Origin of the sequence: Nocardioides sp. YIM 152588 (assembly GCF_040191335.1) — a bacterium.
Taxonomy (GTDB): domain Bacteria; phylum Actinomycetota; class Actinomycetes; order Propionibacteriales; family Nocardioidaceae; genus Nocardioides.
Window position 1 is genome coordinate 26,326 of sequence record NZ_JBEGDJ010000010.1, and the last position, 18,777, is coordinate 45,102.

18 protein-coding genes are annotated in these 18,777 nt (G+C 73.5%); 6 read left to right on the forward strand and 12 right to left on the reverse strand.

The genetic code is table 11. The features are described from left to right. Window position 1: 1 nt before the first annotated feature. Window positions 2-1,642, forward strand: a complete 1,641-nt coding sequence (locus tag ABLM29_RS07345; RefSeq protein ID WP_349713384.1) for an ABC transporter substrate-binding protein — start codon at window positions 2-4, stop codon at window positions 1,640-1,642. Between the two features lie 231 nt (window positions 1,643-1,873). Here the strand turns inward: ABLM29_RS07345 and ABLM29_RS07350 are convergent, their stop codons facing one another. From ABLM29_RS07350 to ABLM29_RS07375, 6 genes are all read right to left on the reverse strand, one after another. Continuing rightward, the gene (locus ABLM29_RS07350; RefSeq protein ID WP_349713385.1) at window positions 1,874-3,271 is read right to left on the reverse strand and encodes an amidase; all 1,398 of its coding nucleotides are present in this window, start codon (window positions 3,269-3,271) and stop codon (window positions 1,874-1,876) included. Next, window positions 3,268-4,281, reverse strand: a complete 1,014-nt coding sequence (locus tag ABLM29_RS07355) for an ABC transporter ATP-binding protein (protein ID WP_349713386.1) — start codon at window positions 4,279-4,281, stop codon at window positions 3,268-3,270. Before ABLM29_RS07355 ends, ABLM29_RS07350 begins: the two co-directional genes overlap by 4 nt. Beyond that, window positions 4,278-5,318 carry an ABC transporter ATP-binding protein gene (locus ABLM29_RS07360; protein ID WP_349713387.1) on the reverse strand — a complete coding sequence of 347 codons (1,041 nt, stop codon included), beginning with the start codon at window positions 5,316-5,318 and terminating at the stop codon, window positions 4,278-4,280. Before ABLM29_RS07360 ends, ABLM29_RS07355 begins: the two co-directional genes overlap by 4 nt. Further along, complete coding sequence (locus ABLM29_RS07365) at window positions 5,315-6,361, reverse strand: ABC transporter permease (protein ID WP_349713388.1); 1,047 nt, start codon at window positions 6,359-6,361, stop codon at window positions 5,315-5,317. The genes ABLM29_RS07360 and ABLM29_RS07365 overlap by 4 nt, the downstream gene beginning before the upstream one ends. After that, entirely contained in the window at window positions 6,348-7,298 is a 951-nt protein-coding gene (locus tag ABLM29_RS07370; protein ID WP_349713389.1) for an ABC transporter permease, read from the reverse strand. Before ABLM29_RS07370 ends, ABLM29_RS07365 begins: the two co-directional genes overlap by 14 nt. Window positions 7,299-7,543: 245 nt before the next feature. Beyond that, window positions 7,544-8,875 carry an MBL fold metallo-hydrolase gene (locus ABLM29_RS07375; RefSeq protein WP_349713391.1) on the reverse strand — a complete coding sequence of 444 codons (1,332 nt, stop codon included), beginning with the start codon at window positions 8,873-8,875 and terminating at the stop codon, window positions 7,544-7,546. 68 nt (window positions 8,876-8,943) lie between these two features. Between ABLM29_RS07375 and ABLM29_RS07380 the strand changes: the two genes are divergently transcribed. Further along, window positions 8,944-9,621 carry a TetR/AcrR family transcriptional regulator gene (locus ABLM29_RS07380; protein ID WP_349713392.1) on the forward strand — a complete coding sequence of 226 codons (678 nt, stop codon included), beginning with the start codon at window positions 8,944-8,946 and terminating at the stop codon, window positions 9,619-9,621. 112 nt (window positions 9,622-9,733) lie between these two features. Here the strand turns inward: ABLM29_RS07380 and ABLM29_RS07385 are convergent, their stop codons facing one another. Continuing rightward, complete coding sequence (locus ABLM29_RS07385; protein WP_349713393.1) at window positions 9,734-10,510, reverse strand: SDR family NAD(P)-dependent oxidoreductase; 777 nt, start codon at window positions 10,508-10,510, stop codon at window positions 9,734-9,736. 206 nt (window positions 10,511-10,716) lie between these two features. Between ABLM29_RS07385 and casG the strand changes: the two genes are divergently transcribed. Further along, on the forward strand, window positions 10,717-12,375 hold the full coding sequence (gene casG / locus ABLM29_RS07390; protein ID WP_349713395.1) for a steroid-24-oyl-CoA synthetase: 1,659 nt from the start codon (window positions 10,717-10,719) through the stop codon (window positions 12,373-12,375). A 123-nt stretch (window positions 12,376-12,498) separates the two neighbouring features. Here casG and ABLM29_RS07395 read toward each other — a convergent pair whose 3' ends face one another. The 3 genes from ABLM29_RS07395 to ABLM29_RS07405 form a co-directional block, all read right to left on the reverse strand. Further along, the gene (locus tag ABLM29_RS07395) at window positions 12,499-13,143 is read right to left on the reverse strand and encodes a PaaI family thioesterase (RefSeq protein WP_349713396.1); all 645 of its coding nucleotides are present in this window, start codon (window positions 13,141-13,143) and stop codon (window positions 12,499-12,501) included. Between the two features lie 8 nt (window positions 13,144-13,151). Next, a complete protein-coding gene (locus tag ABLM29_RS07400) occupies window positions 13,152-13,931 on the reverse strand; it encodes an SDR family oxidoreductase (RefSeq protein ID WP_349713397.1) in 780 nt (259 codons plus the stop codon). A gap of 109 nt (window positions 13,932-14,040) precedes the next feature. Beyond that, entirely contained in the window at window positions 14,041-14,658 is a 618-nt protein-coding gene (locus ABLM29_RS07405; RefSeq protein ID WP_349713398.1) for a TetR/AcrR family transcriptional regulator, read from the reverse strand. A 269-nt stretch (window positions 14,659-14,927) separates the two neighbouring features. Between ABLM29_RS07405 and ABLM29_RS07410 the strand changes: the two genes are divergently transcribed. Genes ABLM29_RS07410 through ABLM29_RS07420 form a run of 3 tightly spaced genes read left to right on the forward strand, consistent with a single transcriptional unit; the run spans window position 14,928 to window position 17,255 of the window. Beyond that, complete coding sequence (locus tag ABLM29_RS07410; protein ID WP_349713399.1) at window positions 14,928-16,094, forward strand: 3-ketosteroid-9-alpha-monooxygenase, oxygenase component; 1,167 nt, start codon at window positions 14,928-14,930, stop codon at window positions 16,092-16,094. A 52-nt stretch (window positions 16,095-16,146) separates the two neighbouring features. Then, window positions 16,147-16,419: a hypothetical protein gene (locus ABLM29_RS07415; RefSeq protein ID WP_349713400.1), complete on the forward strand. Its 273-nt coding sequence runs from the start codon at window positions 16,147-16,149 to the stop codon at window positions 16,417-16,419. After that, complete coding sequence (locus tag ABLM29_RS07420) at window positions 16,416-17,255, forward strand: SDR family NAD(P)-dependent oxidoreductase (protein WP_349713401.1); 840 nt, start codon at window positions 16,416-16,418, stop codon at window positions 17,253-17,255. The genes ABLM29_RS07415 and ABLM29_RS07420 overlap by 4 nt, the downstream gene beginning before the upstream one ends. 103 nt (window positions 17,256-17,358) lie before the next feature. Here the strand turns inward: ABLM29_RS07420 and ABLM29_RS07425 are convergent, their stop codons facing one another. Then, complete coding sequence (locus tag ABLM29_RS07425) at window positions 17,359-17,775, reverse strand: hypothetical protein (RefSeq protein WP_349713402.1); 417 nt, start codon at window positions 17,773-17,775, stop codon at window positions 17,359-17,361. 117 nt (window positions 17,776-17,892) lie between these two features. Further along, window positions 17,893-18,759, reverse strand: coding sequence for an IclR family transcriptional regulator (locus tag ABLM29_RS07430; RefSeq protein ID WP_349713404.1), 867 nt, complete (start codon window positions 18,757-18,759; stop codon window positions 17,893-17,895). Between the last annotated feature and the right edge of the window lie 18 nt (window positions 18,760-18,777).

Genomic DNA, 18,777 nt, shown 5'->3' on the forward strand with positions numbered 1-18,777 from the left:
AGTGAAGTCATCTCTCTCGCGCCGATCGCGGCTGACGGCGGCGCTCCTGGTGGGCTCGCTGGCGGTCGCCGGATGCGCCACCTCGTCGCCGTCGTCGGAGAAGAACGACGACGCCATCAAGGACAGCTCGGCCGGAGGCCTCAGCAAGACCGAGATCTACACCACCGGCCTCGTCGGCGACGACACCGGCGGGGAGCCTCAGGACGGCGGCACGCTGACCGTCGCCGAGTACGGCGAGGCCCGCAGCCTCGACCCGACGGTGACCTACGCCAACGGCGCCGTCGGCGGCAGCGCGATGGCGGCGGTCTACGACACCCTGATGCGCTACGACTTCGACTCGGGGGAGTACGTCCCGCAGCTGGCCGAGTCGCTGACCAGCGACGACAACGTCACCTGGACCCTCACGCTGCGCGACGGGGTGGAGTTCACCGACGGCACACCGCTCGACGCGGACGCCGTGGTCGGCAGCTGGGGCTACTACATGGCCAACTACGGCTACCAGGCCACGCTGCTGCTGATGAATGTGGCGGACGTCAAGAAGATCGACGACCTGACCGTCTCCTACGAGCTCCGGTTCCCGTGGACGACCTTCCCGAACATGCTGTCCGGTGGCCCCGGCATGGTGCTGGCCCCGGCCTCGTACCAGAACCCCGACAAGTTCGACCCGATCGGCGCCGGACCGTTCGTCTTCGACAAGTACGCCCCGGGCGAGGAGCTGGTCCTCACCGCCAACGAGGACTACTGGAACGGCGCGCCCCACCTCGACGCGCTGCGCTTCATCTGGCTCGGCGCCGCGGACGACCAGGTCAAGCTGGACGCGCTGGAGAGCGGCGACGCGGACACCGCGTACGTCCGCAACGCGAGGGTCGTCGAGGAGGCCCGGGACGCCGGGTTCGCCGGGATGATGAACGCCACCGGGCTCGGTGACACGCTCTTCATCAACAACCGGGAGGGCCGCCCCGGCGACGACGTCCGGGTCCGCCAGGCGATCAACTACGCCTTCGACCCGGTGGCCTACGCCGAGCGCGTCAAGGACGGCGCCGGCATGCCGGGCAAGGCCCTGTTCCCCGACTCCTCGCCGTGGTTCACCAACCTGGTGCCGCCGGCGTACGACACGGAGCGCGCCGAGAAGCTGCTCGCCGACGCGATGGCCGACGGGTACGACGGCAAGATCTCGTACTCGCACGCCGCCGACGCCGCCTCGCAGGCCGGTGCCGTGATGATCAAGGCCATGCTGGAGGCCGTCGGCTTCGAGGTGACGCTGGACCCGATCCGCTCCATCGCCGACCAGGTCCAGAAGCTCTACATCGACCACGACTACGACCTCGGCGTGGCCGCGATGAACATCCCGGACATGGACCCGTTCTCGCGCCTGGCGGGCAACCTGGGCAGCACCTCCCTGTCCAACACCACCGGCTACGCCAGCGAGCAGATGGACGGCCTGCTGCTGCGGCTCCAGGGAGCGACCGACCAGGCCGATGCCCTGAACGCGATCAAGGGGATCGAGTCGCTGTGGGACAAGGAGGTGCCCGGCGTGGGCATCGCCGCGGGCGGCACGTTCCAGGCGTGGAACGACGACGTGCACGGCATCACGCCGACCACCGAGACGATGTTCCTCTACGACCAGGCGTGGAAGGAGTGACCCGCTGAGCGGTCGCTCGCCTCGCTGAGCCGAACACACAGCCGCCCCGGGCCGAGAGGTCCGGGGCGGCTGTGTGTTTTCGCGAGTTGGGGGAAAACGACCTCCGAGTTGGGGGAAGGCGACGTGCGAGTTGGGGGAAGGCGACACCGGACGGTCGCGAACCCCCAACTCGCACGTCGCGAACCCCCAACTCGCACGTCGCGAACCCCCAACTCGCGGATGGGGGGTGGGTCAGCACCAGGGGCTGGCGGCCTCGATCTGCGCGGCCAGGGAGATCAGCAGCTCCTCGCGGCCGAGGTCGGCGGCGAACTGGACGCCGACCGGCATCCCGTCGGGGGCCTGGCCGAGCGGCAGGGAGATCGCCGGCATGCCGGTGACGTTGAGGACGCTGGTCCAGGCCGAGTAGGTGCTGCCGTGCTGCCACATCACCTCCGGGCGCGAGGTGTCGAGCAGACCCAGCGGCGGGGTCGGCGCGGTCAGGGTCGGGGTGAGCAGCACGTCGTACCGGCGCAGGTGCGCCCCGAGCCGCCAGCCGATGTCCTGGGCTGCGCGCAGCGCCCGGTGGACCTGGGTGCCGGTGAGCGTGGAGAAGTACCCGTAGAGCATCTCGGTGAAGGGCTCGACGTCGCCGGGCCCGAGGTTCTCGCGGCCCAGCTCGGCCAGGCGGTCCTCGATGATGACGACCAGGTCGGCGCCCATCAGCACGCTGGAGGAGGCGGCGACCTCGGCCGGGTCGAAACCGGCGGTCGTCTCCTCGACGTGGTGGCCCAGCGCCTCGCAGAGCTTCGCCGCGGCGAGGACCGCATCGCGGCACGCGGGGTCGACGTCGAAGCCGTTGACCTCCGTGGCGACGCCGACCCGGAGCCGCCCGGGCTCGCGGGAGGCGGCGTCCAGGAACGTGGTCAGCGGCGCCGGCGCGGAGAACGCCTCGCCGGGCAGCGGCCCGGCGATCACGTCGAGCAGGGCGGCGCTGTCGCGGACGCTGGTGGTCACCGCGTGCGGGACCGAGACCGGGCCGGCCAGGGTGCCCGTGTCGGGGTGGCCGGTGGTGCGGCCGCGGCTCGGCTTGAGCCCGACCAGGCCGCAGGCCGCCGCCGGGATCCGGATCGAGCCGCCGCCGTCGGTGGCGTGGGCGGCGGGCACCATCCCGGCCGCCACCGCCGCGGCGGAGCCGCCGCTGGAGCCGCCCGTCGACCGCGAGTGGTCGTGCGGGTTGCGGGCCGGGCCGTGGAGCAGCGGCTCGGTGCTCGCGTTGAGCCCGAACTCGGGGCTGTTCGTGGTGCCGAGCACCACCAGGCCCGCCGCCTTGTAGCGACGCACGATCTCGGAGTCCGCGGCCGGCACGTGGTCCGCGAACAACCGGCTGCCCGAGGTGCTGGGCACGCCCGCGACCTCGGTTCCGAGGTCCTTGACCAGGAACGGTACGCCGGACAGCGGCCCCGCGGGCAGGCCGGCGTCGACGTCGGCCAGCGCGGCGTCGTACCGCCTGCCGACCACGGCGTTGAGCTCGGGGTTGCGCTCCTCGATCCGCGCGATCGACTCCTCGACGACCTCCCGGGCGGTGACCTCCCCCGCGCGGATCGATGCGGCGATGGCCAGGGCGTCGGGCTGGGTCGACGGGTGCGTCACGGGTGGGGCTCCTCCGGGGTCGGTCTGGTGTCGGGCTCGACGTGGTGGCAGGCGAGGAAGTGGTCGGGCGCGATCTCGCGCAGCGGCGGCTCCTCGGCCGCGCAGCGGTCGGTGGCCAGCGGGCAGCGGGTGCGGAACCGGCAGCCGGACGGCGGGTTCAGGGGCGAGGGCAGCTCGGTGGTGGTCGGCACGATCGCGCCGGACTCCGGGGCGCCGCCCTCGGCGCCGGGCACCGAGGCCAGCAGCAGCCGGGTGTAGGGGTGCCGCGCCTCGACCTCGAGGCCGTCCGACGGCAGCACCTCGCAGGTCCTGCCCAGGTAGAGCACCATCACCCGGTCGCTGATGTTCTTCACCACGGCGACGTCGTGGGCGATGAAGACCATGCTCAGCCCGTAGCGCTCCTTGGTGCGCTCGAGGAGGTTGAGGATCTGGGCCTGGACGGAGACGTCGAGGCTGGAGACCGGCTCGTCGCAGATCAGCACGGTGGGGTCCATCAGCAGCGCCCGGGCGATGCAGACGCGCTGGCACTGCCCACCCGACAGCTCGTGCGGGCGGCGGTCCCAGACCACGTCCGGGTCCAGCCCGACGGCGCCCAGCGTCTCGCGCAGGAGGCCCTCGCGGTCGTCCCCGTCGTAGCCCCAGACCTCGAGGCCCTCGGCGACCAGGTCCTTGACCTTGCGCCGCGGGTTCAGCGACGAGATCGGGTCCTGCAGGATCATCTGCATCCGCGCCCGCGCCCGGCGCACCTCACGGGGCTTGAGCCCGGTCAGGTCGGTGCCGTCGAGCACCACGGAGCCGGAGGTCGGCGCCGGCAGCTGCATGATCGCCCGCCCGGCGCTGGACTTGCCGCAGCCGGACTCGCCGAGGATGCCCAGGGTCTCGCCGGCGCGCAGCTCGAGGCTGATCCCCGAGACCGCGTGCACCACCTGGCGACGCCCGACCGGGAACTCGACGACGAGGTCGCGGACGCTGAGCACGGAGTCGCGGGTGGGCTCCTGGACGGCGGTCATCGGGCGGCCTCCTGCACGGGTACGGCGGCGGGTCCGTCGACCGGGAAGTGGCAGGCGACGGTGCGGTCGATGGCGGTCTCGGCCAGCACCGGCGGCTCGGTGCGACACCGGTCCTCGGCCCGCCCGCAGCGGGGCGCGAAACGGCACCCGTCCGGCGGGTTCGCCATGTCCGGCGGCGTGCCGTCGATGGCACGGAGGACGGTGTGCGGCGCCGCGGACAGCGCCGGGACCGAGCCGATCAACGCCTCGGCGTACGGGTGGTGCGGCGCGGCGAAGAGGTCCTTGGTCGGCGCCTTCTCGACGATGCGGCCGGCGTACATGACCGCGACGCGGTCGGTGCGCCCCTCGACCGCGCCGAGGTCGTGGCTGATCAGGATCGTCGCCATCCGGCGCTCGGCGGCGATCCCGGCGAGCAGGTCGAGGATCTGCTTCTGCACGGTGACGTCGAGCGCGGTGGTCGGCTCGTCGGCGACCAGGACCGAGGGGTCGCAGCTGAGCGCGACGGCGATCATCACCCGCTGGCGCATGCCGCCGGAGAGCTCGTGCGGGTACTGGTCCAGGCGCCGCCTCGGCTCCGGGATCCCGACCCGGTCGAGCAGCTCCGCGGCACGCTCCCGGGCCTCGCGCCGGCCCAGCCCGAGGTGCAGCCGCAGCGGGTCGGTGAGGTGGACGCCGATCCTCCGGACCGGGTTGAGCGAGGTCATCGGGTCCTGGAAGACCATCGCGATCTCCGGGCCCCACAGGCGGCGCCGCTGCTTCGCCGTGAGCTCGTGGACGGCCTGCCCGCCGATCCGGACCGTGCCGGTGACCTCGGTGGTCGGCCCGCCGGCGATCAGGCCCATCAGGGTGCGCCCCAGGACGGACTTGCCCGACCCGGACTCGCCGACCAGGCCGAGGGTCTCGCCCGGCGCGAGGCTCAGGGAGACGCCGTCGACGGCGCGGACCACGCCGCGCGGGGTGGTGAAGCGGGTGTGCAGGTCCTCGACCTCGAGCACCGGGGCGCCGTCCCCGTCGAATCGGTCGCGTGCGGTCGTCACAGCTTGGCCCCCCTCGGGTCCCACCGCTGCTGGGCGCGCTCGCCGAGCAGGTTGAAGGAGAAGACGGTCAGGAAGAGCACCACTCCGGGCACCAGCAGGATGGACGGGTGCTGGGTCATGGTGTCGCCGGCCTCGGCCTCGAGGATCATGTTGCCCCAGGTCGGCTGCGGCGGCTGGATGCCGAGCCCCAGGAAGCTGAGCGAGGCCTCGGCGACGATCAGGCTGGAGATGACCACCACGGCCATCGACAGCATCGGCGGCACGACGTTGGGCACCAGCTCGCGCGCCATGACCCGCAGCCGGGTGGCGCCCAGCGCCCGCGCGGCCAGCACGAACTCGCGCTGGCTGTAGGCGATCGTGTTGGCCCGCGCCAGCCGGACCATGGTCGGGATGGTGAGCAGCGACAGCGCGATCGCCATGTTGCGGACCTTCGGGTCCAGCACGGTGGCGAGCACGATCAGCAGGATCAGCGGCGGGACCGCGAGCAGCGCGTTGGTGAGGATCCCGATCACCCCGTCGACGCGGCGGCGGTAGTAGCCGGCCACGACGCCGACGGCGCCGCCGACGACCAGCCCGATGCTGACCGCCATCAGCGAGATGGTGAGCGAGGCGCGGGCGCCGTAGATGACCCGCGCCAGCATGTCCAGGCCGTAGCCGTTGGTGCCGAGCGGGTGGTCGAGGTACTGGAACGGCGGGAGGTACGTCGGCTCCAGGATCGTCGACGCCACGTCCTCGTGCTCGCCCAGCGGCAGCACCGGCGCGAGCAGCGCGGCGGCCGCGAGCAGCACCAGCCAGCCGGCGGCGAGGCCGAGCAGCAGGTCGGTGCGACGGCGGCGCGCGGCCCAGATGAGGCGGTCGCTGCCGGCGTACAGGAGGACGAGGCCGGCGATCACCAGCACCGGGTTCACCACGGCGACCAGCAGGCCGGAGAGGCCGAGCGCGAGCAGCACCACGCCGGCGAGCGCCATCGCGGCGCCGCGGAGGGCGAGCGCGCGGCGGGTGAGCAGGGTGCCGCGGACGGCGCGGGGGTCAGAGAGCAACACGGCGGGTCCTCGGGTCCAGGTAGCCGTACACGGCGTCGATTCCGGTGTTGATGACCACGTAGAGGGCGGCGATCACCAGCGTCGCGCCCTGCACGATCGGGAAGTCGCCCTGGCTGGCCGCGGTCACGACCAGCGACCCCATGCCGGGCAGCGAGAAGAGGCTCTCGACGATCACCGTGCTGCCGATCAGCGTGCCGAGCGCGATGCCGAGGACGGTGACCAGCGAGAACGAGGAGGGGCGCAGCGCCTCGGTCACGAGCACCCGGGCCGGCGGCATCCCCTTGGCCTTGGCCGCCAGCACGAAGTCCTCGCGCAGGGTCCGCACCAGGTCGTTGCGCAGCACCCGGGTGAACAGCGCGGCCTCGGGGAGGGCGATCACGATGGCGGGGAGGATGGCGTGGCTCAGGTTGCCGGAGACGCTCTCCGAGAGGCGCACCCACTGCGCGCGGGGCAGCAGGCCGAGCTCGTCGACCAGCAGCATGATCAGCAGCAGGCCCATCAGGAACGACGGCACCGAGAGCACCGCGAAGACGCCGCCGCTGATCAGCCGGTCGGCCAGGCCGCCCTCACGGTAGGCGGAGACCAGCGCCAGCGGGATCGCGATCAGCAGGCCGATGCCGAGGCCGAGGACGGCCAGCTCGAGGCTGACCGGCAGCGCGGCGGTGATCCGGTCGAGGACGTCGGTGTAGGGCGGGACGGTCGAGGAGCCCAGGTCGCCGGTGAGGGCGCCGCCGAGCCAGTCGAGGTACCGCTGGACGAGCGGCTGGTCGAGGCCGAGCTCGGCGTGCAGCTTCGCGTACTCCTCCGGGGGGCGACCGGGGCCGAGGATGGCCGCTGCCGGGTCGCCGGGGAGCAGCGCGACCAGCGCGAAGACGCCGAAGCTGACCAGCGCCAGCACGGCGACCAGCTGGCCGAGACGACGGAGCACTGCGCGCACGTGAGGTCCTTCCTGGGCGGCCGGAGAGCGGCGCCAACGCTAGGTGGCGTGACGCCCGCCACATCCGGGCGTGTCCCGGTGAGCGGGAGGGTGGCGGGGGCGGTCGGCGGCGCTCCGCGCGGGGGTGGGCGGTGGGATGGGCGCGGGTCCGGTCGCCGGGGCGGGTCGTGTGCCTGAGACCCGCCTATGGGGAGGTCTCAGGCACACGACCGCGGGCCCGCGGCTGGCTAAGCCCGCTCGGCTCGCTAAGCCCGCTGAGCCCGCTCGGCTCGCTCGGCGTCGCGGACCCACTGGGCGCTGGTCCGCAGGTTCAGCTGCGCCATCAGCCCGAGCTGTCCGCGGGCCGCCTGCTCCAGCACGTCCCGGTACGCCGCCCGGGCGCCCGCGTCGCTGCGGTCGGCGAGGAACGCCCACTCCGCCAGGTGGCACGCGAGGCGCAGGTCCGCGGCGGTCCCGGTGCCCGCGGCGACGCCGGCGGCCAGCGCGCGGGCGCGCTCCACCAGCACGTCGACGCCGCCGGCGAGCTCGGCGACCTCGGCGGCCTGCACGTGCTGCGGCGCGGGCAGCAGGTGCGAGGGGTAGCCGTCCCACCAGCCGCCGTACCGGCGGATCACGTTGCGGCAGATGAACTCGGGCTGGTCGTAGAGGGGCGCGAGGCGCGGGTGCTCGCGCAGCTCCGTGGGGATCTCGAGGGTGTCCACGATCGTGTCGGGCAGCACGCCCGCGTTCAGGCCCGCGAGGGCGTGGTCGACGATGATCCGCAGGTAGCGCGACATCGCGCCGAGCTCGTCGAGGATGGCGTCGGCGTCGGTGACCGGGTCGCCGTGCCCGGGGATGACCACGGCCGGCCGGAGCTCGGCCATCTGGTCCGCGGCGTCGGCCCACTCCTCGGCGTACCGCTGCACCTTGCGGGGGTTGCCCGCGTTGGGCAGGTAGCCGGTGACGAGGTCGCCGGCGGCGATGACGCGTCGCTCGGGCGCCCAGACCCAGGCGGCGTCGTCGGTCTCGCCCTTGCCGTGGCGGACCACGAACCGCTCGCCGCCGATCTCGAGCTCGAGGGTGTCGCCGAAGAGCCGGGTCGGCCACACGACGGCGTCCTCGCTCTCGAACCAGCGGGTGCCGTCGGCGGCCGCGATCTGTCCGTTGATGCGGGCGTTGTAGCCCGGGGTGCGCAGGTAGCGGCGCAGGTGCGCGGGGAGGTTGGCGTGGGCGACCACCTCGGGCGTCTCGCCGGCCTCGACGAAGGACCAGAGCCCGAAGGCGTGGTCGCAGTGGGCGTGGGTGTAGACGACGGTGTGCAGCGGCTTGTCGCTGAGGCGGCGCACGGTGTCCAGCAGCGCGGGCCCGTCGCCCGCGCAGCCGCAGTCGACCAGCAGCAGGCCCTCGTCGGTCTCGAAGAGCGCGACGTTGACCATGCCGGGCTGGATCCACCAGGTCCGCGGCGCGACCTCGATGACGCCCGGCTCGTGGCCGGAGCCGACGGTGCGGTCGAAGATGCGCAGCGCCTGGTCGGGGCTGAAGCGGCCGAACGCGGCGGCGCCGCTGGCGCGCTGCTGCTCGGGGAAGGCGACGGTCATCGGGGTCTCCTCGTTTAAGACGACTGGCGTAGAACATGTTCTAAGTCAGATGGCTTAAACTGTCAACCGTGACCCTCACCCCTCGCACCGAGCGCACCCGCGCGGCCCTGATCGACCGGGCGGAGCGGATGATCGCCGAGCGCGGAACCGGCGTCTCCCTGCGCGAGATCAGCGCCGCGGCCGGTCAGCGCAACCACTCCGCTGCGCAGTACCACTTCGGCTCCCGCGAGGGGCTGATCGAGGCGGTCGTCGCCACTCGCTCGGCCGAGATCGACCGGCGCCGCGGCGCGCTGCTCGCCGATCTCGACGGCGCCGTCGGCGCCGCCGGCACCGTCGGCGCCACCGTCGGCGCCACCGTCGAGGAGCTGGTCGCGGCGCTGGTGGATCCGTGGGTCGAGCTGCTCGGCGCCGAGGAGCCGTCGTACTCGCTCCGGTTCCTGGCCCAGGTCCTCGACGACCCGGACCTGGAGCGCGCCCTCGCCGACTCCGACGACCCGCCCGCCGGGCTGCGCACGATCAACCGCGGGCTGGCCCGGCGCCTGCAGCACCTGGGGTCCGGCGACCTGACCCGCCGGCTGACCTGGACGCACGCCGTCGCGCTGCGCGTCCTGGCCCACGAGGAGCGCCTCGGGACGCGCCCCGGGCCCGGGCTGGCGGCGGTGCGCGACGACCTGGTCGGGATGCTCGCCGCGCTGCTGCGGGCGCCGGCGCCGGCGACGGGTCGTGTGCCCGAGACCCCCGCATAGGCGGGCCTGAGGCACACGACCCCGCCCGGGCTCCGCGAGTCGGCAGAAAGTTCCTGCCGACTCGCGGTGGTTTCGAGGCTCGCTTCGCTCGCACCTCAACCACCGGTACCGCTCAGCCGAAGAACGCCTGCCCGCCGTCGAGCGGGATGGTCGCACCGGTCAGGTACCGCATGTCCGAGCCGACCAGCGCCACCACGGCGCGGCCGATGTCGCCCTCGCAGTCGCCGATCCGGCGCATCGGGATGGAGGCGATGAACTCGTCGGCCTCCTCCGGGTTGTTCTCGGTCCACCACTTCAGGCCCGGCGAGAGCGCGTGCGGCGCGATCGAGTTCACCCGGATGCCGTCCGGCGCCCACTCGACGGCGGCGGTCCGGGTCAGGGAGCGGAGCGCGACCTTCGAGGCCGCGTAGGCGCCGTACGTCGTCGGGTCCCAGCGGACCATCGCCGAGGTGACCAGGTTGACGATCGAGCCGTCACCGGTCGCCTTGAGGTGCGGGTGCGCGGCCTTCATGAAGGCGAACGTGGCGAACGGGCCCGTCTCGAAACCCTTGCGGAACGCACGGTCGCTCAGGCTCAGCAGCGGGCCCATCGCGCCCGCCCACGCGTTGTTGACCAGGATGTCGAGGCGGCCGAACCGCCCGACGACGGCCTCCACCACGCCCGGCACGGCCTCGGTGTCGGCGACGTCGCAGGCGAACGGCTCCGCGTCGACGCCGCGCTCCTTCAGCAGCCGGCACGTCTCCTCGAGCTTGGTCACGGTCCGGCCGACGACCGCGACCGAGACCCCTTCGGAGGCCAGCGCGAGCGCGATCCCCTGCCCGACCCCCTGCCCCGCGCCGGTCACCAGCGCCACCCTGCCGGCCAGCCCCTCGGGCTGCACTGCACCCATCTCCACGTCTCCCTCTCCTCGACCACGGGCCCACGGCGTCGACCCGCTCGCCACCTTCGGACGACGCCGCTACCAGGTCGCACGGCAGTCCCGGTCAGCGGTACCCGCCCGCGGGGCCACTCCCCGGCCACGCGACACTTCCCCCGCAGGCGCGACGTGACCGCCGCCACACTTCGACCGAGACCCGACCCGAGCCGAGGAGCAGCATGACCACGACCGAGGACCAGGCCACCGACCCGCGAGCGGCGGCCGCCGCCCTGATCGGGGGGCTCGTCGGGCCCGGCGGCCCGTTCGCGATGGAGCCCGCGGAGGTGCTGGGCGCGACCATCCCGGTCTTCGCGAACCGGCGCCTCTCCCTGGGCGCCCTCCTCGCCGAGTCGCTGGCCCACGGCGACCGCACCTACCTCGCCACCGCCGAGCGCCGGATCTCCTACGCCGAGCACGCGGCGATGGTCGCCTCGCTGGCCGAGCGCCTCCGCACCGAGTACGGCGTCAGGCCCGGCGACCGGGTCGCGATCAACGCCGCCAACAGCGCGGAGTGGATCCTCACCTTCTGGGCGACCGTCTCCCTCGGCGCGATCTGCGTCGCGTTCAACGCCTGGTGGTCGCCGGCCGAGGTCGCCTACGGGCTGGAGCACTCCGAGCCGACGCTGCTCGTCGTGGACGCCAAGCGCGCCGCCGCGCTGCCCGCGGGCGTCGGCGTGCCGGTGCTGACCACCGAGGGCGACATCCCACGGCTCGCCGCCGCCGTACCGGACGCGGCGCTGCCGGAGGTCGCGGTCGCCGAGGACGACCCGGCGGTGATCATCTACACCTCCGGCACCTCCGGCCGCCCCAAGGGCGCGGTGCACAGCCACCGCAACGTGCTGGCGGTCGTCGAGTACCACCGGATGAACGACGCGATGGCGGCCGCCTTCGGCGACCCGACCGACCCGCGCGACAAGACGTACCTGATGGTGATGCCGCTCTTCCACGTCGGCAGCCTGCACAACCTGGTGGTGCCGCGCCTGGCCACCGGCTCGAAGGTCGTCATCCACGAGGGCGGCTTCGACGTCGACCGCCTGCTGGCGCTGGTCGAGCAGGAGCGGGTCACCCACTGGGCGGTCGTGCCGACGATGGCGCGACGCCTGCTCGAGCACCCCGACCTGGGCAGGTACGACACCTCGTCGCTGGTCGCGTTCTCGCTCGCCTCCGCGCCCTCCACCCCGGAGTTCCACGCCAAGCTGCGGGCGGGGCTGCCATTCGCCGCCGGCCTGGCCAACTCCTACGGGCTCACCGAGTCCTCGACCGCCGTCGCCGTCGCCACGCCGATGGACCTCGCCGAGAAGCCGGACACCCTGGGCCGCCCGATCATCGGCGTCCAGGTCGAGATCCGCGACGCGTCGGGTGCGCCGGTGCCGAACGGCACCGAGGGCGAGATCTGCGTGCGCAGCACCTACGCGATGGTCGGCTACTGGAACGACCCCGCCGCGACCGCGGGCGCGATCCGCGAGGGACGCTGGCTGCACACCGGCGACATCGGCATGCTCGACGAGCAGGGCCGGGTCTCGCTGAGCACCCGCCGCTCCGACCTCATCATCCGCGGCGGTGAGAACGTCTACCCCGCCGAGGTCGAGGGCGTGCTGATCGAGCACCCCGCCGTCGCCGAGGCGATGGTCCTGGGCGTCCCGGACGAGGACCTCGGCCAGGTGGTCGCCGCCGTCGTCGTGCCGCGCCCGGGTGCGTCCCTGGCCGAGGACGAGCTGGCGGCGTACGTCGCCGAGCGGCTCGCCTACTTCAAGGTGCCGAGCCGCTGGCGGTTCCAGGCCGAGCCGCTGCCGCGCAACGCCACCGGCAAGGTGAAGCGGGCCGAGGTCCGCGCCTGAGCGACCGTCTGACGAACCGCTGAGGGGGGTAGTCCCTGACGAAAAGCACCCGGAATCGCAAGATCCGGGTGCTTTTCGTCAGGGACTACCCCCCTCGCCGTCTACACGGACCGCCCCTCGGCGTCAGCGCGACCCCGACAGGTCAACGTCGATGAACAGCCCGTCGGCCTCGACGCACACCTCGCCGCCCGCGCTGATGGTCCCGACGGTGCGGATCTTGCGCCCGCTGAACGACTCCTGGCGCGCCGCGACGGTGAGCTCCTCGAAGAGCGGGGTGCGGCGCCGGTAGCGCAGGGTCAGGGTGCCGGTGACCCCGGTGGGGCCGTCGCCCCAGGCGTTCGCCGCCCCCAGCACGTGGTCGAGGATCAGCGCCGAGACGCCGCCGTGCACGCACCCCGGCGGGCCCTGGTACGGCAGGCCGAGCGTCACCTTCCCGGCGACCGACCCGTCGGGCAGGCCGTAGACGTGCAGCGGCGGGGCGATGGCGTTCTCCGGGCCCGTGACCGGGTCGTGCCGGGTCACGCCGCCGCCGGCCCACATGTCCACGAGCCGCTCGTCGCGGTCGGGGGCGTGGTCCTCGAGGTGCTCGGCGATCGCGTCCAGGCGCTCCGCGACGCCGTTCATCTCCGCGGCGCTGTTGCCGCCGGCGTGCAGCAGCGCCGCGATCACTCGCCGCGCTGCCGACACCGCGGCGTCGACGCCGTCGTTCTCCGGCGTCGCGGTGATCATCTCGCCGACGGCCGCCGGCTCCGCCCCCGCGTCGGTCACGACCCTGCTCAGATCCGCGACGCCGGTCGCAGCGTCGCCTCGGCCCCACCGTCGACGTACAGCACCTGGCCGGTGACGTGGGTGGTGGCGGCGTCGGCGAGGAAGCAGATCACGCGGGCGACGTCGTCGGCGGCGGCGTACCCGTGCAGCGGCATCGGCACCGCGGCGTCCATCAGCTCCTTCATCGCGACGTCCTCGAACAGCTCGGACGACATCGGCGTCAGCACGACGCCGGGGGCGACGACGTTGACCGGGATGCCGGCGTCGGCCCAGCCCTCGGCGACGGCGGTACGGCGGGCCCACTGCATGACGGCCGACTTCGAGGCCGGGTAGAGCTCGTAGCCGCGGTTCGCCGCGACCGCCTCGCCCGCGGCGGCCACGGCCGCGGCCTCGTCCCCGGCCAGGCAGGCCTCGATCACGGCGGCGTCGGCCGGGTGCGCGCCGCCCGCGATCGAGCCGATCAGGACGACCCTCGGCGCGGGCGCCGCGGCCAGCAGCGGCCGGAGACCCTCGACGAGCACGGTGGTGCCGAAGTAGTTGACCTTCACCGTGACCTCGCTCGGCGCCGAGAGTCCGGCACACGTGACCAGGCCGTCGAGCACCCCGTCGCAGGCCTCGGCGATCGCGGCGATCGCGCCGGAGCGCCCGGCGGGCGTGGCGAGGTCGGCCTCGATGTCGGCGCCGCGCAGGTCCACGCCGATCACCCGGTCACCCTGCTTGGTGAGGCGCTCGCGGACGGCCGCGCCGATCCCCGATCCGGCTCCGGTGACGACGATGGTGCGGGACATGGGGCCTCCTGGACGACGGGGTGGGGGCGGCGCCGGTCGGCGCCGTTGCGAGGCTAGGTCGCCGCCCCCGGGCCCGCCAGGGGCCTCCCGACCATCGGGAGGGTCGCCGTCAGCCCTCCGCGGACGTCCGACCGAGGTCGCCGAGCAGCAGCCGACAGGCGAGGCGGATGTCGCCCTCGGCCTCGGCCGCGGTGACGTGGCCGTTCAGCTCGGAGGTGAGCACGCCGTACCAGGTCTGCTCGATCAGCCGGACCAGGCGCAGGTCGTGCCGGCTCGGGCGGTCGATGCCCGCGGCCTTGAGGATCACGTCGCCGAACGCCGCGTCCACGGCCAGCGAGGGTGTGTCGCCCGCGACCGTCGCGTTGTTGGAGTGCAGCATCGCGTGCGCCAGCAGCGGGCGCTGCATCATCCGTCGGCCCGTCTCCACCAGCAGCGCGGCGATCGCCTCGGACGGCTCCCCGCCCGGCGCGACGGGGCGCACCGCGAGGTCCATCCGCTCGACGAGGCCCCGCAGCACCTGGGTGAACAGGATCGTCTTGGAGGGGAAGTAGCGGTACATCGTGGCGAGGGCGACCCCGGCGTCCTTGGCCACGTCGACCATCTGGATGCCGTCCAGGCCGTGCTCGGCCCCGTGCTCCGCGGCGGCGCGCAGGATCCGCTCGTACCGGTCCTTCTGCCCCTCCGAGCTCGGCAGCGCCGGTGCACGGCTCTCGGCGACTCGCGGCACGCTTCCTCCTACGGCTGACGGCTCACTGGACGGGTGTCCAGATTGTGGCGTGAGTCACGATCTTGCGCCAGGGGTCGGTACGACGGCGACGGCGCCGTCCGGTCAGCGGGACACCTCGATTCTCCACCACCGGCGGCTTCCGATGAGTGGGATCGCGCCGAGCCTCGTGCGGCGACCCCGCGCAGACTCGATCGCGACCCGGCGGAGGGCCGATCGGCACCGGCCCGGCCCTCGGCGGGAGCAGTCGCAGAGAAGACGAGGAGCCCACGATGAGCGCCGACCAGGTCCGGATGATCGAGGCTGACGCCGCACCCACCCGCTACGCCCGCGGCTGGCACTGCCTGGGCCTGGCCCGCGACTTCGCCGACGGGAAACCGCACCAGGTGATGGCGTTCGGCACCAAGCTGGTGGTCTGGTCCGACACCCAGGGCGACCTCAAGGTCCTGGACGGGTACTGCCGGCACATGGGCGGCGACCTGACCCAGGGCACCGTCAAGGGCGACCACATCGCGTGCCCGTTCCACGACTGGCGGTGGGGCGGCGACGGCCGCTGCAAGGAGATCCCGTACGCCCGGCGGGTGCCGCTGCGCGCCCGCACCGCGACGTGGCCGACGATGGTCCAGGACGGGATGCTCTTCGTCTGGAACGACCCCGAGGGCAACCGGCCGCCGGCCGACGTGACGATCCCCCGGATCGAGGCCTACGAGAGCGACCGGTACACCGACTGGCTCTGGTACACGACCGTCATCGAGGGCTCGAACTGCCGCGAGATCGTAGACAACGTCGTGGACATGGCGCACTTCTTCTACGTGCACTACTCGTTCCCGACGTACTTCAAGAACATCTTCGAGGGCCACACCGCCACCCAGATCATGAACGGCGAGGGCCGTGAGGACGTGCGCCCCACCAAGCCGGGCGCCGGTCCGGTCGCCCTCGGCCAGTCGTCGGTCGCGGCGTACCACGGCCCGTCGTTCATGATCGACGACCTCACGTACCACTACGAGGACGGCGACGTGCACACCATCCTCATCAACTGCCACTACCCGATCGACGCGAACTCGTTCGTGCTCCAGTACGGGATCATGGTCGAGAAGGCCGACCACCTCGAGGACCCGGACCTCACGGCACGCAAGCTGGGCGCGTTCACCAAGTTCGGCTTCGAGCAGGACGTGGCGATCTGGAAGAACAAGGCGACGATCGACAACCCGCTGCTGTGCGAGGAGGACGGGCCGGTCTACCAGCTGCGCCGGTGGTACCAGCAGTTCTACGTCGACGCCGCTGACGTGACGGACGAGATGACCGAGCGCTTCGAGTTCGAGATCGACACCACCAAGCCGAACGAGGCATGGCGGCGCGAGGTCGCGGAGATCATGGCGGCCCGGGCGGCGTACGCCGAGGCGAAGGCGGCCGGCGCCGCGTCCACCGCGGGCGCCTGACGTGGGCGCGCGGCCGGTCGTCCGACCCGACGTCCGTCTCGACGACGGACCGATGACCCCGGTCGACTGCACCACCTGCGGCGCGCGGGTCGAGGTCCGCAAGTCCAGCTGGGACCAGACGTCGATCCAGTGGGACGCCGCGTCGCGGGAGTCCTGCTTGGAGCGCCGGGCGGCCTCACCACGCCCGGGCCCCAACGGCGCCGCCTTCCGCGGGTGCGCCGCGCTGCGCGCCGCGGTGCGCGAGGCGGCCGTCGCCGGTGCGCTGCCGGTCCAGGACACCGACGACCTCCGGACGAACCCGGCCCCGCAGGAGGCGCACCCGTGACCGGCACCTCGACCGACACCTCGCTCGACACCTCGATCGGCACCTCGATTGACGCGGAGCGGTACGGCCCCTGGGCCGTCATCGCCGGCGGCTCCGAGGGGGTCGGCGCGTCGTTCGCCCACCGGCTCGCGGAGGCGGGGGTGAACCTGGTGCTGGTGGCCCGCAAGCCCGGGCCGCTCGAGTCGACGGCCGCGTCGGTCCGGGCGCTCGGGGTCGAGGTGCGCACGCTGTCGCTCGACCTCACCGACGCCGCGTCGGTCGACCGGCTGGCGGACGCCACCGCCGACCTCGAGGTCGGCCTGCTGATCTACAACGCCGGCGCCAACTCCTACGGGAAGCGGTTCCTGGACGGCGAGCTGGACGGCTTCCGGGGCGTCATCGACCTCAACGTGACCACGCCGCTGGCCCTGGTGCACCACTACGGCCGCCTGATGCGGACGCGCGGGCGCGGCGGGATCGTGCTGGTCGGCTCGCTGGCCGGCTACCTGGGCACGGCCCGCGAGGGCGTGTACGGCGCCGCCAAGGCGTTCGGCCGGATCTTCGCCGAGGGGCTGTGGCTGGAGCTGCGCGACCACGGCGTCGACGTGCTGGAGCTGGTGCTCGGCGTGACCCGCACGCCGGCCATGGAGCGGGCCGGGCTCGACTTCGACCTGCCCGGCCTCGTCGTCGGCGAGCCGGACGCGATCGCCCGCGAGGGGCTGGCCGAGCTCGGCGACGGCCCGGTGCACGTGATCTCCGGCAACGAGAGGATCGTCGCGCTGCGCAGCGACCTCGACCGCGCGAAGCTGGTGCTCGGCGCGCACGAGGCGATGAGGCGCCTCATGCCCGAGGACTGAGGCGCGGCGCGACCCGGCCGGACCGTGACCGGGTCGTGTGCCTGAGACCTACGCATGGGGAGGCGTCAGGCACACGACCCGGCCCTCGCGCCGGCACCCCGACTCAGACCCAGGCCCAGCGGACCTTCACGCTGCGGTCGTGGTTGACGTCCCGGATGCGGCGCACCGCGCGCAGGATGCTGCGGTACCGCTCCACCATCTCCTCGCCCGTGATCCGGTCGACGATCAGCACGGTCCACGGGATCAGGCCGAGGAAGCGCGCCGCGACGACCAGCACGGCGAGCGCCAGGAGCAGGGGCAGCTCGACGGAGAAGAGCGCGACGGCCAGCACGACCACGAGCAGGGGCGCCAGCACCAGCACGGCGATCCAGGCGGCCAGGCCGAACAGGATGCCGGCGAGGTCGTCCCCGTCGAGCGGTCCGGCCAGCGTGGCGTGCTCACGCAGCGTGTCCGGCTTCATCACGCGCGCCCGCGGGCGCCACGGCAGCGCGCGGACGTCCAGCATGGCGGTCTCGATCACGGTTCTCCCCCAGGCGGCACGGCGGCGGTACGGCGGCGCGCAGGCGCCGCCCGCGGAGACTAACCCGCGGGTGCGGCCGGTCCCGAGCCCGACGCGCTCAGGCGCGCTCGTGCGCGCTCAGACGCGGGCGAGCGCCTGCGGCGCGCGCGCCACGCGGCTGCGTCGCCCGCCGACCGGCTCGAAGGTCGGGAAGAGCGCGCGGGTGACCTGGCGGGCGGCGTCCAGCACGAGCGGCGCGATCCGCTCCAGCGGCGTGCCGGTGTCGCCGACCAGCGAGATCGCGGCGACCGGCCCGTCGGGGCCGCGGACGGCCGCGGCGGCGCAGGCGATGTCGCTGAAGCACTCGCCGCGCTCGAACGCGAGGCCGTGGCGGTCGCGGATCCGGATGAGCTCCCGGTGCAGGGTGGCGATGTCGCAGATCGTGCGGTCGGTCTTCGGGCCCAGCGCGGGCTGGATCTGCACGTCGACGTCCTCGGCCGGCAGCCAGGCGAGCATCGCCTTGCCGAGCGCGGTGGAGTGGGCGGGCGCCGTACCGCCCACGCGGGAGGGGATGCCGCCGGCGAACCGGCCGCCCATCTTGTCCAGGTACCGGATCTCGGAGCCCTCCAGCACCGCGAGGTGGACGACCAGGCCGGTCCGGACCAGCAGCTCGTGGAGCGGTGCGGCCGCGGCCTCGCGCAGCTCCAGGTGGTTGCCGCCGGTGCCGCCCAGGCCCAGCGACCGGGCTCCGAGGCCGTAGCCGACCGAGGAGTGCGAGAGCCAGTGCAGCCGGACCAGCTGGTCGAGGATCCGGTGCGCGGTGGACCGCGGCAGGTGGGTGGCCCGGGAGACCTGCTCGAGGGTCAGCCGGGTGCTCGGCGTGGCGAACGCGTCGAGGATCAGCGTCATCCGCTCCACCATCGACGGCGGCAGCGCCCGCTCGTCCCCGACCCGGGACGCCCCAGCACCCGTCGTCCGCTTACCCTCGACCGCCAGCACCGACATCGGAGGCCCTCCACTTCC

Excerpts from the sequence above, each read along its gene's own strand:
- ABLM29_RS07400 (WP_349713397.1), bottom strand. The coding sequence starts at position 13,931 with ATGTCCCGCACCATCGTCGTCACCGGAGCCGGATCGGGGATCGGCGCG.
- ABLM29_RS07415 (WP_349713400.1), top strand. The coding sequence starts at position 16,147 with ATGACCCCGGTCGACTGCACCACCTGCGGCGCGCGGGTCGAGGTCCGC.
- ABLM29_RS07355 (WP_349713386.1), bottom strand. The coding sequence starts at position 4,281 with ATGACCGCCGTCCAGGAGCCCACCCGCGACTCCGTGCTCAGCGTCCGC.
- ABLM29_RS07410 (WP_349713399.1), top strand. The coding sequence starts at position 14,928 with ATGAGCGCCGACCAGGTCCGGATGATCGAGGCTGACGCCGCACCCACC.
- ABLM29_RS07430 (WP_349713404.1), bottom strand. The coding sequence starts at position 18,759 with ATGTCGGTGCTGGCGGTCGAGGGTAAGCGGACGACGGGTGCTGGGGCG.
- ABLM29_RS07375 (WP_349713391.1), bottom strand. The coding sequence starts at position 8,875 with ATGACCGTCGCCTTCCCCGAGCAGCAGCGCGCCAGCGGCGCCGCCGCG.
- casG (WP_349713395.1), top strand. The coding sequence starts at position 10,717 with ATGACCACGACCGAGGACCAGGCCACCGACCCGCGAGCGGCGGCCGCC.
- ABLM29_RS07385 (WP_349713393.1), bottom strand. The coding sequence starts at position 10,510 with ATGGGTGCAGTGCAGCCCGAGGGGCTGGCCGGCAGGGTGGCGCTGGTG.